Below are 16,480 nucleotides of genomic sequence, written 5' to 3'. Positions count from 1 at the left end.
GTGGTCAGCGGCCGCCGTCGACGGTCAGCACCGCGCCGGTGGTGTAGCTCGACGCGTCGGAGGCGAAGTAGAGGGCCGCGCCCACGACCTCCTCGGGTTCGCCGATGCGCTGCAGCGCGTAATTGGTGCGGGCGCGGGACTCGGCGGCCTCCATGTCCCAGGCCTTCGACACGTCGGTGCGGAACGCGCCGCAGCAGATGCAGTTGACGCGGACCGTCGGCCCGTAGGCGTGGGCATAGGCCATGGTCATGGCGTTCAGGCCCGCCTTGGCGGCGGCATAGGGGATGACGTTGGCCGTCGGCCGCAGCGAGGCGATGCTGGAGATGTTGATGATCGAGCCGCCATCGCCGCGCGCCATGCGGCCGCCGACCAGGGCGCTCAGGCGGAACGGCCCCTTCAGATTGATGTCGAGAACCTTGTCGTACAGCGCCTCGGAAATATCCTCCGGCGATGGATAGAGCGGCGACATGCCCGCATTGTTGACGAGGATGTCCACCTTGCCGAAGGCGTCATAGGCCGCGTCCACCAGGCCATCCAGTTCGTTCCAGTTGCCCACATGGGCGGCATAGGGCAGCGCCTTGCGCCCGAAGCGCTGGGCGACCTCGTCCGCCAGTGTCCTGCAGTTCTCCAGCTTGCGGCTGGCGATGATCACGTCGGCGCCCGCTTCGGCGAAGGCCAGCACCATTTCCTTGCCCAGCCCGCGGCTGCCGCCGGTGACCAAGGCGACCTTGCCGGTCAGATCGAATCGTCCGCTCATCATGTCTCTCCCCGCTTGATGGTCGCGCGGCTCTCCCGTGTCGCGCGGTCCAAGGATGCGTCATACCACCCCGCGCTGCCACGGATTTATCCGGGTGGCGGCGGGCGGCTCCTGAGGTAAGCTGGGGGAATGGTCGCCTGTTCCGGGCCGGACGCGGCGCCGTTCATAAACCTGATTAAAGGGTGGGGAGACATGGCTCTTTCGGTTATTGGCGCCGGCTTCGGCCGAACCGGCACGCTGTCGCTCAAGGGCGCGCTCGAGTTGCTTGGCTTCGATCCGTGCTATCACATGATGGAAGTCATGCAGCACGGCTTCGGCGGCAAATGGCATGACATCGCCCATGGCGCCGCGCCCGACTGGGAGGACGTCTTCCAGGGCTACAAGGCGACGGTCGACTGGCCCGCCTGCAACTATTACCGGGAACTTGCCGAGCTTTATCCCGACGCCAAGGTCATCCTCAGCCTGCGCGACGCGGACAAATGGTACGACAGCTGCCAGGCCACCATTTTCCGCGCCATGAAGATGCCGCGCGAGGGCGCGCCGCCCAACGTGCAGGTTCAGATGGAGATGGCGCGCAAGCTGGTCATCGAGAATACGTTCGGCGGTGACATCGATGACCGGGCCCATGCCATCGCGGTCTACAACCGTCACAACGAAACCGTGCGGAAGGTGATTCCCGCCGATCGCCTCCTGGTGTTCCAGGCCTCGGACGGCTGGGAGCCGCTGTGCCGCTTCCTCGGGGTGCCGGTTCCGGCGGCGCCCTATCCGAAGGTGAACACCACCGAGGAGTTCCAGCAGCACTTCCCTCCGCCCCGCTGACAAGGGGCTGGGACGCTCAGTCCTTTCAGTACTTTATCTGCCGGGCGCCAGAGTGCAGTATCGGACAGGTCGGCGCGGGGGTGGGGAGCCTGACGCGTCCGGCGGGGAGACACGCAAGATCCGCGAGAGGAGCGGGGTCGGCATGCATCGGGGCAATGCAGTTGGACATCCCGCGCGGCCACGCGCCGGGCAAACGGCGTCAGCCTTGCGGCTGACCGCGCGGCGCGTGACATGAACAGGCCGCCGGATTCATTGCCCGCACCGCCGGACAGTCCCGGCCTGTGGGGGCTGTTTCTCGCGCACACGCCCGCATCGGTCGCCGTGCTGGACCGCGACCTGCGTTATCTGGCGGTCAGCGATCGCTGGTACAAGGACCTGGAACTCGAGGGCGTCGAAGTCGTCGGCCGGTTGCACTACGACGTCTTTCCCGATCTGGACGAAGAGCGTCGCGAGCGCCATCGCCGCTGCCTTGCCGGCGAGATCATCCGGCATGATTCCGATGAATACATCCTGCCCAGCGGCGCGCGTCTCTCGGTCAAATGGGAATATGTTCCCTGGCGCGACCGGCAAGGCGAGGTGGGTGGCATCCTGATCTTCTCGGAAGTGGTGACGCGCGAAAAGCTGCTCGAGGAACGGGTCGAGGCCGAGGCCAACCGCCTGAAACGCGCGGAACTGCTGGGGGGCTCCGGCGCCTGGGAATGGGACATCGCCGAAAATCGGGTTACATGGAGCGAAGGTGTCGCCGCGCTGCTGGGGCTTGCCGGCCAGGAGGCCGACGACAACGACTGGATGCGGCTCGTGCATCCCGAGGACAAGGAAAGCCTGGCCCGGTCGGTCACCGACGCCCTGCGTGGTGAGGCATCATACGATCTGGAAGCGCGCGTGGTCCGGGACGATGGCAGGCTTTTGCATCTGCGCATCCTGGGCGAGGTGACGCGCGATGCGGCGGGCCATCCGCTTTCGGTGCTCGGCGCCATGCAGGATGTGTCACAAAGCCGCCAGCAGGAGCGGGAGCTGCGAACCCTGCACAGGCGCTACCGGCTGGCCAGCGAGGTATCCGGCACGGCGGCCTGGGAAATATTACCGCTGGAGCGCCGCATCCTGGCGGACGAGAATCTCGCGCGCCTGATCGGACGCGGCAACGAGACCATTTCCGACAATCTGGACGACTGGATCGCGGCGCTGCCGCCCGCGGATCAGCGCAAGGTCGAGGAGGTGCTCGCCGGCATCGTGGCCGGCGAACGCTCGACCTACGACCTGACCATGCGCACGCGCCTGCCGGACGGGCGTTCCATCTGGTTGTCGGCCTATGGCCGGGTGCTGGGCCGGCAAACGGGCGAAACGCTGCGTATCGTCGGCACCACGCGGGACGTGACCGAGCGCAAGCAGGCAGAACTGGCGCTCGCCAACAGCGAACGCAACCTGCTCGTCGCGCAGCAGATCGCGCAACTCGGCAGCTGGGAATGGGACGTCGGCTCCGAGACCCTGAACTGTTCGCCCGAGATGCTCCGGCTCTACGGCTTTCCGGCCGATCACGGGCCGCTGCCTTTGGGCGATCTCATGTCGCGGGTGCATCCGGACGATGCCGCCCGGGTCGCCGCCGACGTCGAACGGTTGCGGTCCGGCCAGGACGAGATCATCGAAACCGAAATGCGCCTGGTGCGCCCGGAAGGCGGCACTATCTGGATCACCGGCCTCGCCCGCGCCTTTCTCAACGAAAAGGGCGGCGTGATCCGCATGAACGGCGCGGTCCAGGACAATACCGCGCGGCGCGCGGCGGACCGGGAAATCGCCATTCGCGACAGCGCCCTGCAGAATTCGGCCGGGGCGATCGCCATGGTCGGCGCGGATGGCTACTTCAGCTATGGCAATCGGGCCTTCATGGACCTCATGGGCGCGACGGGGCCGGAGGAGATCCGGCGGCTGCACGCGCTCGATCCGGTGCGGGACCCCGAGCTGGCGCAGGCGGCCTTCGGCAGCCTGCTCGGACCGCCAGGACACTGGGAGGGCGAGCTTCCCATCGTGCGTCTGGACGGCAGCCACCGCGACGTGCTCGTCGCCGCCGCGGCGCATCGGGGCGCGCCCGACGAGGAACCGCTGATCATCGCGTCCTACATGGACGTGACCGAGCGTAACGAGGCGCTGCGCGAAGTGGCGCGCAGCGAACGGCAGCTGCGTCAGGCGCAGAGCATGGCGCGCCTGGGAGAAACCCACTACGACGCCGCTTCACGGTTGTACACCATGCCGGCCGCTACCCGCGCCATCCTGGGCGTGGGCGACGAATTCGCCTGCTTCGATGCAAAAGCGGGACAGGCGCTGATTCATCCCGACGATCGCGCCGCGCTCAATGTGGGGGCGGAGCGGTTGATCCGGGGAGTTGATGAGCGGGCGGAAACCACCTACCGCTTCATGTCGCAAACGCGTGGAATGCTGCACGTCCAGACCGTGAACTATGTCGAGCGTGACGCGACCGGCCGTGTCATCGGCATGAACGGCATCATCCAGGACGTCACGCACATCAAGCAGGCCGAGCAGGAAGCCCATGAGGCCCGGCAACGGGCGGAACGCTATCTGGACATCGCCGGGGTCATCATCATCGCGCTGGATCCGGACGGGACCATTCGACTGGTGAACCGCCAATGCCGGGAGCTGCTCGGCTACGCGGAAGACGAGCTGATGGGCCGGAACTGGTTTCAGCTCGCGGTACCGCCCGACGTCCGTTCGGACCTCAAGCTCGGCCTCGATCGACTGGTGGACACTGGCGATGACCGGTATCAGCGACGTGAAGGTTATGTGGTGACGCGCAAGGGCGAGCGCCGCTTGATCGACTGGATCACGTCATCGGTCCGCGACTCGCAGACGGGAGAGATCAGCATCCTCAGTTCCGGTCGGGATCTGACGGAGTTGCGCCGTGCCGAACAGTCCCTGCGCGACAGCGAGGCGCGTAACCGGGCCGTGATGGAGGCGGCGTCCATCGGCATCGTCACCATGGATTCCGCCGGCGCGATCGTGTCGCTCAATCCGGAGGCCGAGCGGATCGTGGGCGCGCCGGTGCGCGACATGGCGGGTAACCGCCTCTCGGAAGTTCTGCTTTCGGAGGACCGGGCGGTCTATGCCGCCATGTTCCTGCCGGTCGGAGACGCCGGCGATCCCAAGGCGGGGCTCGGCGTGCCGCGCGAGTTCACCCTGCTCCGGCATGGCAGCGAAACCGTTCCGGTGGAGATTTCGGTGACCGCGATGCAGATCGGCGGTCAGCGCGCCTACGTGGCGGCGATTCAGGACATCACCGACCGCAAGCGCGCCGAGGCGCAGCTGCAGCAGGTCCAGAAGCTCGAGACCATCGGCCAGCTGACCGGCGGCGTCGCCCACGATTTCAACAATCTCCTGATGGCCATGCAGGTCAACATCGAGATGCTGAAGGAGATGGTCGAGGACGATCCCGACGGCAATGAATTTGCCGACGCCGCCCTGTCCTCGGTGGCGCGGGGCGCCGAACTGACCAGCCGGCTGCTCGCCTTTTCGCGCCGCCAACCGCTGCGACCGAAGGTGATCGACATCAACAAGCTGGTGGATGACACGGTACGCATCCTCCAGCGCACGCTGGGCGAGCAGATCGCCATCGAGACCATGCTGCAGCGTGATGTGTGGCCGGTGGAGGTGGACCGCAGCCAGCTCGAAAACGTGCTGATGAATCTCGCCGTGAATGCCCGTGACGCCATGCCGCTGGGCGGCCGCCTGACCATCGAGACCCTCAATGCCCAGCTCGATGATCACTATGCCGCCGAACATGGCGAGGTCGAGGCCGGTGACTATCTCATGCTGGCGGTGACCGATACCGGCACGGGCATGACGCCGCAGGTCATCGCGCGCGCTTTCGAGCCGTTCTTCACGACCAAGGATGTGGGGCGGGGCAGCGGCCTCGGCCTCAGCATGACCTACGGCTTCGTCAAGCAGTCGGGCGGGCACATCAAGATCTACAGCGAGCCCGGCGAAGGCACCACGATCAAGATCTACTTCCCGCGCGACAAGGCCGGCGTCGCCGAGGACGAGCCCGTCCGCGAGACGCGGACGGTCAAGACGGGAACCGAGACGATCCTGCTGGTCGAGGACGACCCGGCCGTGCGGCAGACGGTGACGGTGCTGCTCGAATCCCTCGGATACAGGGTGGTGGTGGCGTCCGATGGTCCCGAGGCCATCCAGCTGGTCAGCGATGGCGTCCGGCCTGACCTGCTGCTCGCCGACATCGTGCTGCCCAAGGGGATGACGGGGCGCCAGGTCTCCGAGGCCATCGGCGAGAAGCTGCCGGGCTGCAAGACCCTGTTCATGTCGGGCTACACGGAAAACGCCATCATCCATCATGGGCGTCTCGACGAGGGCGTGGTGCTGCTCTCCAAGCCGTTCCCCCGGAACGAGCTGGCCGACAAGCTGCGGGAGGTCCTCGATTCATAGGGCGGCGCCCTGAAATTGCTGCGAATTTGTTCTAATTCGTCAAGATGTTACAATTCTTAACCTTAATTCCGTCCCATTTACGAAACTTTACGTGCCCCGTTTTGATCCACCTGCCTAAATAGGCTCGTAGAAGTTTTATTATTCCTCGAAACGGCAAACCGTCGGAAACGGCGGGACGCAAAGCCACCGGCCCACACTCGGTAATACCGAACGGGTAGCGGGGCCGCCGAAAGGGTCAGGCGGATGTCAATCCAGCCTCGTCATGGCTTTATTGTGCCGTGGTTCTCGGTCATTGCGGCGTCCATCCTGGCATGGTCGCTCGCGGTGGCGCCGGCCTCGGCCGCGGGCCGCACGGACACCAATTCCCTCGACCGCATCAGCGTCGCGGCGGACCCTCTGACGGAGGCGTTCGGCGCTCGCCCGGTGATGCCGCTCGATGTCGGACATTCCAGCAAATGGACGGATGTGCTCCGGCGGCAGGAAAGCGCCCTGGTCAGCCCGTCGCCGTGCCAGGACGAGAGCGCGGAACACTGCTTCAAGACCTTCTGGAACCAGACGCTCGTCGAGCTGCGGCCGCTGTCGCGCGCGGAACAGGTGCAGCGGGTGAACGATATCGTCAACAAGATGGGCTACTGGTCCGACTGGGACATCTACCGGCAGGCCGATTACTGGGCGACGCCGGAAGAAATGTTCAACCAGCAGGGTGGCGACTGCGAGGATTTCGCCCTGTTCAAGTATTTCCTGCTGCGGGAACTGGGCGTCGCGCCGGAGGACATGCGCATGACGCTGGTCGCCTTCAACGACCAGGCGCACATGGTCTCGCTGGTGATGGTCGACGGCGCGCCCGTCGTGCTGGACTGCGTCGAGCTCCGGACCATGCCGCCCGAGCAGCTGGAGCAGTACCAGGCCGTCTACTCCCTGAGCGAAAAGAACTGGTGGCTGCTGGCCGCCGCGGATCAACCTGCCGCGGGCCAGGTCGCCGCCCGCTAACTCCCTAAGGCACTGAAGACCAACTACGGCACCTGAAAAGGTGCCGTTTTCGTGTCAAGTGAGGGACGATGTGACGAAGCGGTAGCCTTTGCCGCGGACGGTGTGGATGACGTTGTCGTTCAGTCCCACGTCGCGGAACTTGCGCCGCAGCCGCGCCAGATGCACGTCGATGCTGCGGTCCTCCGGCTGCCATGCGCGGCCCAGCGCGAACATGCTCAGGCTGTTCTTGTCCACCACGTCGTTCTGACTCTGGATCAGGCGCGACAGGATGAGCGTCTCGATCTCGGTCAGCGCGGCGCTGGCCCCGGCGTCGCCGGTCAACTGGTTGTTGACCGCATCGAGGGTGAAATTGTTCACCCGCCAGATGGATCCGTTATTGGCCTCGACCGGACGGGCGCTGCGCGACCGGCGAATGACGGCGTTGACCCGCGCGAGCAGTTCCTCGGGCGCCGCGGGCTTGACCAGATAGTCGTCGGCGCCGGTGTTCAGGCCTTCGATCCGGGCGTTCACTTCGCCCCTGCCCGAGAGGATGATGATGGCCGCATCCGAGATCGTGCGCAGAAAGCCCGCCAGCGACAGACCGTCGCCATCGGGCAGGATACGGTCCAGGATGAACAGGGCGATCGGCTGGGTGCGGGCGATCAGGCGCGCCTCCTCGCACGAGGCGCCGATGGCCACCTCGAACCCAGAGAACGACAGATACTGGGCCATTGCCTTCGCAAGAGCCGGGTCGTCTTCAATCAATGCGATAGCAGTGCGATCGCCCATACGTCGTGGTCCGTTCCCATATGATCTTGCCGAACGGCGCCCTTGCCCCCGGAACATGTTACTCCGGCGCGCACCGGATAGCAAAAGCCCACAACCGTGTCGCGCATACGCTTTTTTCCGAAACTTGATCGCCTGCTCTTGCGTATTCTCCCACCGGCTACAAGCTATCGAGGATGGCGGGGACGGCGTGTTCCTCCGGAGGCGGTCCGGCCCGGGTAGTACCGGCACGGGTGGATGGATTAAGATAAGGCGCATGCCGACTAAAAGACCGACGCTCCACCATGCCTGACCAATCGCTCAGGGTCGCCCTGTTCTCGGGCAATTACAATTATGTGACCGATGGCGCCGCCGTCGCGCTCAATCATCTCGTTTCCTATCTGGAGCGGCGGGGCATCCCCAGCCTGGTCTTCTCGGCGACCGTCGATCCGCCCGCCTTCGAGCCGGCGGGAACCCTCGTTTCGGTGCCCTCTGTCCCGCTTCCGGGCCGGTCGGAATATCGAATGGCGCTGGGCCTGCCGCGCGCCCAGCGCGAACGCCTGAAGGCGTTCCGTCCTACCCTGTTCCATCTCGCGGCGCCGGATCTGCTGGGCTATGCCGCGCGGCGTCTGGCGCGGCGCTGGAACATGCCGTGCGTGGCCTCGTTCCACACCCGGTACGATACCTATTTTCGCTATTATCACGCTGCTTGGGTCGAGAAATACGTCACCCGGTACCTCCAGCACTTCTACGCGGAATGCGAACAGATCTATGTGCCGTCGGAGTCCACGGCCGAGGTGCTGCGCCAGCAGCAGATGGCCCGCGACGTGCGGATCTGGAGCCGGGGCGTCGACGAGGCCCGATTCAATCCGGGCCGGCGCGATACGGCCTGGCGGCGCTCCATGGGTATCGCCGACGACGAGGTGGTGGTGGCGTTCGTGGGACGGCTGGTCCTGGAGAAAGGGATCGATTCGTTCGTGCGGACCATCCTCGGCCTGCGGGCAAAGGGGATCGCTCACCGTGTCATGGTCGTGGGCGACGGCCCGGAACATCAGCGATTCGCGGCGGCGCTGCCCGACGACGCCGTGTTCACGGGCCACCTGGAAGGCGATGCCCTGGCGCGGGCCTATGCGTCCTCGGATATTTTTCTCAATCCCAGCGTCACGGAAACATTCGGCATCGTGACGCTGGAATCCATGGCATCGGGGCTTCCGGCCGTCTGTGCCGACGCGACCGGTTCGCGCTCGCTGGTGGCCTCGGGCGAAAGCGGCTTTCTCGTCACCCCCGACTGTCAGGGTGATTATATCGAGGCGGTCGCGGCGCTGGTCACCGATGGCGAGTTGCGCCGCGCGATGGGCGCCGCCGCCCATGACCGGTCGCGGCGCTACACGTGGGACGCCGTCATGGAAGAGCTGCTGGGTCATTACCGCGAGGTCATCGCGCTTCGGCGCGGCCTGGCGGCCGACACCGTCCCGGCAGGGGCGTCCGCCGTCGCCAACGGTACCGCGCTGACGTGAGACGCGCGCTCTTTTCAACGCTGCCCCAATGCTCTATGTGGGCGCCATGACGCGCAGGAGGCAGCGTCCGCGCAAGGCGGGCATGGAGGCGCGGGGATAAGCATTGGCGCCTTGGCAGAAATCAAGAGTCTTCTCGCTGACGGCGTGGAACCACTGGCTCTCTCGCCGGCCGGTGAAAATCGCGTTGAAGGCGATGCAGTTGCTGCTGGTCGGCGGCGTGCTGGTGTATCTGGCCAGCCGGATCGCCGAAATCGGCTGGAGCGAGGTGCGCCGGTCGCTGCCGGAGACCATCTGGTTCTATGTGCTGTTCGTGGCGATGTACTTCGTCATCCCGGTGGCCGAGCTGTTCACCTATCGGACGATGCGCTGGCGCATCGGCTTCTGGCGCAGCCTGCCCATGTTCGTGCGCAAGCGTGTCTACAATTACGCGGTGATGAGTTATTCGGGCGAAGCCTACATGTTCCTGTGGGCGCGCCGTCACCTCGCGTTGGGGAGCCGGCAGATCCTGTCCATGGTCAAGGACAACAACCTGCTCTCCGGCCTGGCCTCCAACTCGTTCACGCTGATTCTGGTCGCCGCGTTTTTCGCCACCGGCCAGCTCGAGACCATTCTCAAGGCATCGCCAGACACGGGTAGCTACATTGGCGCGACGGTGCTGGTGGGCGCGTTGATGGTGCTGCTGGTCATCGGCCTCAACCGCCGGATCATGAGCGTGCCGTTCGGCATGGCGGCGAGGATCACCGGCATCCACGCGGTACGGGTCCTGCTGATCCTGCTGCTGCAGACGGCGCAGTGGGCGGTGGTGTTCCCGCATGTGCCGTTCCTGACCTGGCTGCTGTTCCTGACCGCCCAGATGGTGCTGACGCGGTTGCCCCTTCTGCCCAACCAGGATTTGATGCTGGTCGGGCTGGGGCTGGGCATGAGCCACTACATCGATGCGCCCGAGGCGGCGGTGGCGGGCATGTTCCTGGTGTCGGGCGCCATGTTCCAGGCCGCCAATCTGACCGCGTTTCTCCTCACCTCGATCGGCACCTATGCGCCGAGACCGGACGAAGAGGAGCAGGCCGTGGCCTCACGGCCGGCGCAGGACCAGTAGCGTGATCGCGGGCGACGCGCTCCCGGCGATCTGTACCAGATAGCGACCCGGCTCCAGCGGGAAGTCCACGATCTTGGCGATACCGGAGCAGTCCGGCCCATGGCCATGCGTCGTCGAGGGGATCGCCCTGCCGTCGCGGATCACATCGACCCACGCCTTGCCGCCGAGCGCGACCTGATAGGTGCCTGCGTCGGTGACGTCGAGAGCCAACAGGCCGCCATGGCTGTCCGCCGCGCCTGCCTTTCCCGGCGCGGCCGCGTAGGCGATCGAGCTGTCCTTCGCCAACGCCACATCGGCGGCGCCCCCGAGGGTGACCTCGGGGGCGGCTGACGCCGCGGGGGCTGCCGCGACCGCGGTGCGCATGTTCCAGGCCGAGAGTTCCGCGGGGATTTCGCTGGACTTACCGGTGCAGTCAGGCATGGCCGCCGCCGTTTGCGCCAGAGCGAGCGCCAGCCCCAAAACCGTATAGAGCAGTCCGTGACGCATGGAATTTCCCTCCCTCATTCGATTCGATATATCCTGTTGAATATAGCGTAACGAAATATTCATCTGTATATAGCGATCAATCAAGAGCAATGACGTATGGGGGAATGAATGCGATACGCCGCCGCGATACTGGCCGTGCTGACCGGTGCCTCCGGTACCGCCGCCGCCGAGGACAATGCCTTCACCCTGGGCCAGATCACCGTCACGGCGCCCCGGCACGAGAACGCGCCGATCGGCCAGTCGACGCTGCCCGCCGAGGGGATCTATCTCTTCAACCGCAACACGCTGGATGATGCGGTGGCCGTGATTCCGGGTGTTTCGGCGTCCAACTCGGGTGGCTCGCGCAATGAACGGCTCATCTTCGTGCGCGGGTTCGACCGCTTCCAGGTGCCGCTGTCCATTGACGGCATCCGCGTCTATCTGCCGGCCGACAACAGGCTCGACTATGGCCGCTTCCTCACGCCGGACATCGCCGAAATCCAGGTGGCGAAAGGCTATGCCTCGGTGCTCGACGGTCCTGGCGCGATGGGCGGCGCCGTCAATCTGGTGACGCGCAAGCCGACCAAGGAATTCGAGGCCGAGGTGCGGGGCACGCTCGGTCTGGATTCCGATGTCGACTACGCCGGATACAATGTGTTCGTCCTGCTGGGGACCCGGCAGGAAAAATGGTACGCGCAGGGCTCGTACACGCGCAATTTCGTCGATCACTGGGATTTGCCGGGCGGCTACGTACCGACTTCCGGCTCGGCGGAAACTGGCGGCGAGCGGGATTTTTCCCGGACCGAGGACTGGCGCGCGAACCTGAAATTCGGCTTCACGCCCAATGACACGGACGAGTACTCGATCAGCTACACGCGCCAGGAGGGCAGCAAGAACGCGCCGCTGCATGTGACCGACGGCCTCAATACCCAGCGCTTCTGGAGCTGGCCGTACTGGAATCTCGAAAGCATCTATTTCCTGTCGACCACCCGCATGGCGGACTGGGCGACGCTGAAAACGCGGGTTTACCGCAACAGCTTCAACAATCTGCTTCGTGCGTTCGACAACCGGAACCAGAACAGCCAGACCCTCGGCCGGGCGTTCAACAGCCACTATGAGGATGAGGCCTGGGGCGGTTCCGCCCAGCTCGATCTGGCGCTGTCTTCCGCCGATACGCTCAGCATCGCCTTCCATTACCGGCGCGACGAGCATGTTGAATATCAGCAGGGGTTTCCCTCCGGCTTCACCGAGCCGCGCCAGACCAACCTGGAGGAAACCTACAGCATCGCCGCCGAAAACCGCCTGGCGCTGTCGCCGGCGCTGTCTTTCGTGGCGGGCGTCAGCGTCGACTGGCGTGACCTGAAGCGGGCCGAGGAATACGGCACGCCGCCGGGCGGCGGCCCATCGGCCATCTTCAGCTATCCGCTTCGCAACGCGGACGCGGTCAACGGCCAGGCCAAGCTGGAATGGGCGCCGGACGAGGCGACGGCAATGCACGCGAGCGTGTCCTCCCGGTCGCGGTTCCCCACGGTGTTCGAGCGCTTCAGTTCACGCTTTGGCGGCGCGATCTCCAACCCGGACCTGGACGCGGAGCGGGCGACCAATGTGGAAATCGGCGGGTCCCATGATTTCGGCGCCGTGCGGGCGGAAGGGGCGCTGTTCTATTCCCACCTCTCGGACGTCATCGTGTCGTTTCCGTTCATCTACGTCACCTGCACGCCGGCCAATGTCTGCACCGACAACGCGGTGAGCCAGAGCCGCAATGTGGGCAAGGGCAAGTATTATGGCGGCGAGCTGTCGCTGACCGCTGAGCTGGGTCCGCTGCTGAACGCGGGCGTCAACTACACCTACACGCACCGCGACCTGAACGATCCGTCGAACGCGGCCTTCGAGCCGACCGGCGTGCCGACACACAAGGCGTTTCTCTATGTCGACTGGTCGCCGCTCGAGCGCCTGCGCATCGTCCCCAACCTGGACATCGCGTCCAGCCGCTGGACGGTGAACACGGCGGGCACGCGCTATTATCGCACCGGCAGCCATGTGCAGGCCAATCTGCGCATCGATTACGAACTGCTGAACGGCGTGGCGATCGGTGTCGGCGCGCGGAACCTGTTCGACGAATCACATACGTTGACCGATGGCTTCCCCGAACAGGGCCGCAGCTTCTACGTCAGCATGCGTGCGCGCTACTAGCGGCGGTGTCGTCGCGTCGGTTCCTGACCGTGTCGGCGATCCGGAAGAACGGCACCTTCGCGGCCTGCCGCAGCTCTTCCGGCGCGCCGACCTCGATCAGCGCCTCTTCCATGCAGCGCAGCCACTGGTCGCGCTCCTTTTCGCCGATGGCATAGGGCGCGTGGGCCTTGGTCAGGCAAATACCGCCATATTTCTGGCGGTAAAGCGGCGGGCCGCCCAGCCAGCCGGACAGATATTCGAACAGCTTGTCCTTGATCTCGTCCAGATTGGCGGCGTGCATGACCCGGATGTCGTGTGCTTCCTCGAGCCTGTCCATGGCGTCGTAGAACGCGGCGGCGAGGGCGCGCACGCCCGCTTCGCCGCCGAGCATGTCGTAGGGTGTCTGTCGCATAATGGCTTCCCGGCCTGTTGATCCGGCAGACAGGATGGCGGGTCGAGAAGGTGCCGTCTTTGCGCAGGATCAACCGACCTTGCTGGTCTGGCCCTTCCAGTAGGGCTCGCGCAACTCGCGCTTGAGGATCTTGCCGGACCCGGTGCGGGGGATGTCGTCGATGAAATCCACCGAGCGCGGCACCTTGTAGCCGGCCATGTGATCGCGGGCATAGGCGATCACGTCCTGCGGCGTCAGGTGGCTGCCGGGGCGCGGCACCACGATGGCGTGCACGCTCTCGCCCCATTCCTCGCTGGGGATGCCGAACACCGCCACGTCCATGACGTCCGGATGGTGCTCCAGGGCGTCCTCGATCTCGGCGGGATAGATGTTCATACCGCCGGAGATGATCATGTCCTTCTTGCGGTCGCAGATGTAGTAGAAGCCTTCCTCGTCGAAATAGGCGACGTCGCCCACGGTCTGCTTGTCGCCGCGCCGGTCCTTCATGAACTGGTCCCGCGCCTTGTAGTATTCGGTGAACACGCCCTTGCTGCGGATGAACAGCTCGCCGGGCGTGTGCGGCGTGGTGATGACATTGCCGTCGTCATCCAGCAGGAAGATCTCCACGCCCGGCGCGGGCTTGCCGCACGAGCCCGGCTTGGACAGCTGGTATTCAGGCGTCAGGATGGTGTTCACGCCCAGTTCGGTCGAGCCATAGACCTCGAACAGCGACAGCTTGGGGAAGCGGTCCAGATACATCTTCTTGAGCGCGTAGGACCACGGCGCGGCATTGGCGATCAGCACCCGCATGGAACTGACGTCGTATTTCGCGAAGATTTCCTCGTCCACCTGGCAGATGCGCCGGACCGGGGTGGGCGCCGAGAAGCTGGACGACACCTTGTACTTGTCGACCAGGCGCAGCCAGTCCTCGGCATCGAACTTGCGCTGCAGGATGACGGTCTGGCCCATGCCGAGACCCATGCCCATGAACGAGGCCGGGCCGGAATGGTAGAGCGGGCCGGTGGTGATGTAGACGTCGTCCGGGCGGTAGCCGATCAGCTCCATCAGCTTTGCGGCCAGTTCAGCGTTGCCCATGTTGTCGCGGTAGGCGCCCTTGGGGCGGCCCGTCGTGCCGGAGGTGTAGATCATGGAATTGGCCTGGCCGGGCAGCAGCCGGGGCATGATGGTGGCGGTGTCCGCGTCGGCGATCAGCTCGGCGGCGCTCAGCATGTCCTTGCCGGGCGGTCCGTCGAAGACGACGATCGCGCGCACCTTGGGAATGTCCGCGCGGATCTGCTCCAGCACCGGGGCGAACTCGGCATCGACGAAGATGAAGTCGGCATCCGAATTGTCGACGATGTAGGCCACTTCCTCGGGCGCCAGGCGATAGTTCATCGGCACCGAAGTGGCGCCGGTCTTGCGGCCCGCGGCCATCATGGCGACGATCCAGGGCGAGTTGCGCCCGAACCAGACGACCCGGTTCTTCGGCTCCAGCCCCAGCGACAGGAAGACATTGCCGAGCCGGTTGGCGTTGTCCTCGAGCTGGGCATAGGTCCAGCGGATGATGGTGCCGTCGGGACGGTCGTCGATGACGGCCAGCTTGTCCGGCTGCGCGCGCGCCAGATCGGTCAACGGATCGTTCATCGGCAGTCTCCCCTTGTTACCATGCGGTCTTCCCCGCACGCAGGAGACCAGCAGCGGCGCCGGGCCGTCAAGCCTTGATGACGTGCTCGCCCGTGATCATGACATCCATCGACGCGGCGTCCTTCATGGTCGCCGCCGTACCGTGCGCCGCGGCGGGATTGGCGAACCATGTGGTGTCATAGCCGCCGCAGAACCCGTCCTCGCCGCGCGCCGTGTTCCTCGCATAGCGCCCGACCGTCGGCATCAGCGCCACGGGCGGGACCTTGCCGTTCATGTGCTTCAGGGTCCGGACGATCTTGATCCCGGGCCTCGGCCACTCGCCCTGCTTCAGCACCCGTTCGTCGATGGGCAGCACGGTCAGGCTGGCGGGGTCGATGAAGCGGGCTTCATCCTCGGCCACTTCGGTCCAGTAGGGATCGGCCGGATCGCGGGACAGGTCGGCGTCGTCCGCCAGCCACACCTCGGCCATGCCGTGAAAGGGCGAGGCGGCCTGCAGGGTGCCGGGCAGGGGATGGCTTTGCACATACCGCATCAGGCCGGGCAGCCGCAGGACCACGCCCGCATGGACGCCCAGCCAGTAGCGCTGGAACTCGGCATGGGAAAGCTCGGGATGCTTGCGGAAGAAGGCGGCGAATTTCAGCACGGTCAGGCCCTGATCACATGTTCGGTGACCATCAGCCGGATGGTCGCGGCGGTATCCTTGAACGCGGCCTCGTCGGCATCGACCGCCTTGTGCTCCGGCGTCGGGCCGGAGGCGCGGGCATCGGCCAGGCTGTCGAACCAGGTGGCGCCATAACCGTCGCAGAACACCGCCGCGCCGGACTGGTAGGCGCCGGCCTTGACGTGGTTCTGCACATGGCGGCGCACGCCGGGGATGGCGCCGACCAGCGGGCCGTGGACATCCTTCCAGTGCCGCTGGAACGCGGCGATGTCCATGCCGGGCCGGTGCGTCGTCGTCTTGATGCTCTTGACGCCGGCGCGCGGCCAGGCGCCGTCCATGATGATGTGCTCGTCGACCAGCAGCAGGGCGAGGGAGGATCGGTCGATGAACTTCATCTCGTCGGCAACCACCTCGGGCCAGTAGCTGCTTTCGGTATTGCGCCGCAGGGCATCCGCGCTGTCGAACCAGACCTCGACCACGCCGTCATAGGCCGGCGCGGCGCCCTCGCGCGTCTCGGGCAGCGGGTGGTTCTGGGTGTAGCGGACCAGGCCCTGCAGCCCGAGGACGACCTGGGCGTGCCGGGTCAGCCAGTAATCGTAGAACTCGTCGTCCGGCATGCCCGCGCGCTTGCGAAAGAACTCGACCGCCTTCAGCATTTTTCGTCTCCCCGCCTGATGCCGTGCATATCAGCACGCGGGCCAATGACGGTCACGCGTGAATTTTCATGGACTCGATTTAGCCGCTGACGCATCCTTTTTCCGGGGAAGCGAGGGGA

General features: G+C 65.5%; 13 protein-coding genes and 1 riboswitch. Of the genes, 6 read left to right on the top strand and 7 right to left on the bottom strand.

The window, feature by feature from the left end:
* Positions 1–4: 4 nt before the first annotated feature.
* Complete coding sequence (locus WJU17_RS09355) at positions 5–757, bottom strand: glucose 1-dehydrogenase (protein ID WP_346327427.1); 753 nt, start codon at positions 755–757, stop codon at positions 5–7.
* 192 nt (positions 758–949) lie between these two features.
* Here WJU17_RS09355 and WJU17_RS09350 point away from each other — a divergent pair, with 192 nt between their 5' ends.
* From WJU17_RS09350 to WJU17_RS09340, 3 genes are all read left to right on the top strand, one after another.
* Entirely contained in the window at positions 950–1,576 is a 627-nt protein-coding gene (locus WJU17_RS09350) for a sulfotransferase family protein (RefSeq protein WP_346327054.1), read from the top strand.
* Positions 1,577–1,807: 231 nt separating this feature from the next.
* Entirely contained in the window at positions 1,808–6,025 is a 4,218-nt protein-coding gene (locus WJU17_RS09345; protein WP_346327053.1) for a PAS domain S-box protein, read from the top strand.
* A 142-nt stretch (positions 6,026–6,167) separates the two neighbouring features.
* Positions 6,168–6,256, top strand: a riboswitch (cyclic di-GMP riboswitch).
* A gap of 12 nt (positions 6,257–6,268) precedes the next feature.
* Positions 6,269–7,015: a transglutaminase-like cysteine peptidase gene (locus tag WJU17_RS09340; protein ID WP_346327052.1), complete on the top strand. Its 747-nt coding sequence runs from the start codon at positions 6,269–6,271 to the stop codon at positions 7,013–7,015.
* Between the two features lie 54 nt (positions 7,016–7,069).
* Here the strand turns inward: WJU17_RS09340 and WJU17_RS09335 are convergent, their stop codons facing one another.
* Positions 7,070–7,783, bottom strand: coding sequence for a response regulator transcription factor (locus WJU17_RS09335; protein ID WP_346327051.1), 714 nt, complete (start codon positions 7,781–7,783; stop codon positions 7,070–7,072).
* A gap of 281 nt (positions 7,784–8,064) precedes the next feature.
* On the opposite strand from WJU17_RS09335, the gene WJU17_RS09330 reads away from it, so the two are divergent.
* Together WJU17_RS09330 and WJU17_RS09325 are read left to right on the top strand one after the other, a co-directional pair.
* A complete protein-coding gene (locus WJU17_RS09330; protein WP_346327050.1) occupies positions 8,065–9,276 on the top strand; it encodes a glycosyltransferase family 1 protein in 1,212 nt (403 codons plus the stop codon).
* Positions 9,277–9,460: 184 nt separating this feature from the next.
* Positions 9,461–10,372, top strand: coding sequence for a hypothetical protein (locus WJU17_RS09325; RefSeq protein ID WP_346327049.1), 912 nt, complete (start codon positions 9,461–9,463; stop codon positions 10,370–10,372).
* On the opposite strand, the gene WJU17_RS09320 is transcribed toward WJU17_RS09325, so the two are convergent.
* Positions 10,349–10,858, bottom strand: coding sequence for a homogentisate 1,2-dioxygenase (locus WJU17_RS09320; RefSeq protein WP_346327048.1), 510 nt, complete (start codon positions 10,856–10,858; stop codon positions 10,349–10,351). The two genes, WJU17_RS09325 and WJU17_RS09320, sit on opposite strands and share 24 nt — an antisense overlap.
* A gap of 108 nt (positions 10,859–10,966) precedes the next feature.
* On the opposite strand from WJU17_RS09320, the gene WJU17_RS09315 reads away from it, so the two are divergent.
* Complete coding sequence (locus WJU17_RS09315; RefSeq protein WP_346327047.1) at positions 10,967–13,030, top strand: TonB-dependent receptor; 2,064 nt, start codon at positions 10,967–10,969, stop codon at positions 13,028–13,030.
* On the opposite strand, the gene WJU17_RS09310 is transcribed toward WJU17_RS09315, so the two are convergent.
* The 4 genes from WJU17_RS09310 to WJU17_RS09295 form a co-directional block, all read right to left on the bottom strand.
* The gene (locus WJU17_RS09310) at positions 13,008–13,421 is read right to left on the bottom strand and encodes a group II truncated hemoglobin (protein ID WP_346327046.1); all 414 of its coding nucleotides are present in this window, start codon (positions 13,419–13,421) and stop codon (positions 13,008–13,010) included. The genes WJU17_RS09315 and WJU17_RS09310 overlap by 23 nt on opposite strands.
* Before the next feature lie 69 nt (positions 13,422–13,490).
* Positions 13,491–15,044 carry an AMP-binding protein gene (locus tag WJU17_RS09305; protein ID WP_346327045.1) on the bottom strand — a complete coding sequence of 518 codons (1,554 nt, stop codon included), beginning with the start codon at positions 15,042–15,044 and terminating at the stop codon, positions 13,491–13,493.
* Positions 15,045–15,111: 67 nt separating this feature from the next.
* Complete coding sequence (locus tag WJU17_RS09300; protein WP_346327044.1) at positions 15,112–15,687, bottom strand: EthD domain-containing protein; 576 nt, start codon at positions 15,685–15,687, stop codon at positions 15,112–15,114.
* A gap of 2 nt (positions 15,688–15,689) precedes the next feature.
* Positions 15,690–16,361 carry an EthD family reductase gene (locus WJU17_RS09295; protein WP_346327043.1) on the bottom strand — a complete coding sequence of 224 codons (672 nt, stop codon included), beginning with the start codon at positions 16,359–16,361 and terminating at the stop codon, positions 15,690–15,692.
* Positions 16,362–16,480: the final 119 nt, after the last annotated feature.

Source organism: Iodidimonas sp. SYSU 1G8 (assembly GCF_039655775.1).
Lineage (GTDB): Bacteria > Pseudomonadota > Alphaproteobacteria > SMXS01 > SMXS01 > RI-34.
The sequence above is the reverse complement of the archived record's forward strand: the minus strand, read 5'-3'. Positions and strand labels throughout refer to the sequence as shown.

What these genes read in the sequence shown, in the direction of transcription:
- WJU17_RS09330 (WP_346327050.1), top strand. Translation starts at nt 8,065, where the DNA reads ATGCCTGACCAATCGCTCAGGGTCGCCCTGTTCTCGGGCAATTACAAT.
- WJU17_RS09350 (WP_346327054.1), top strand. Translation starts at nt 950, where the DNA reads ATGGCTCTTTCGGTTATTGGCGCCGGCTTCGGCCGAACCGGCACGCTG.
- WJU17_RS09345 (WP_346327053.1), top strand. Translation starts at nt 1,808, where the DNA reads ATGAACAGGCCGCCGGATTCATTGCCCGCACCGCCGGACAGTCCCGGC.
- WJU17_RS09305 (WP_346327045.1), bottom strand. Translation starts at nt 15,044, where the DNA reads ATGAACGATCCGTTGACCGATCTGGCGCGCGCGCAGCCGGACAAGCTG.
- WJU17_RS09340 (WP_346327052.1), top strand. Translation starts at nt 6,269, where the DNA reads ATGTCAATCCAGCCTCGTCATGGCTTTATTGTGCCGTGGTTCTCGGTC.
- WJU17_RS09355 (WP_346327427.1), bottom strand. Translation starts at nt 757, where the DNA reads ATGAGCGGACGATTCGATCTGACCGGCAAGGTCGCCTTGGTCACCGGC.
- WJU17_RS09315 (WP_346327047.1), top strand. Translation starts at nt 10,967, where the DNA reads ATGCGATACGCCGCCGCGATACTGGCCGTGCTGACCGGTGCCTCCGGT.
- WJU17_RS09310 (WP_346327046.1), bottom strand. Translation starts at nt 13,421, where the DNA reads ATGCGACAGACACCCTACGACATGCTCGGCGGCGAAGCGGGCGTGCGC.
- WJU17_RS09295 (WP_346327043.1), bottom strand. Translation starts at nt 16,361, where the DNA reads ATGCTGAAGGCGGTCGAGTTCTTTCGCAAGCGCGCGGGCATGCCGGAC.
- WJU17_RS09320 (WP_346327048.1), bottom strand. Translation starts at nt 10,858, where the DNA reads ATGCGTCACGGACTGCTCTATACGGTTTTGGGGCTGGCGCTCGCTCTG.
- WJU17_RS09335 (WP_346327051.1), bottom strand. Translation starts at nt 7,783, where the DNA reads ATGGGCGATCGCACTGCTATCGCATTGATTGAAGACGACCCGGCTCTT.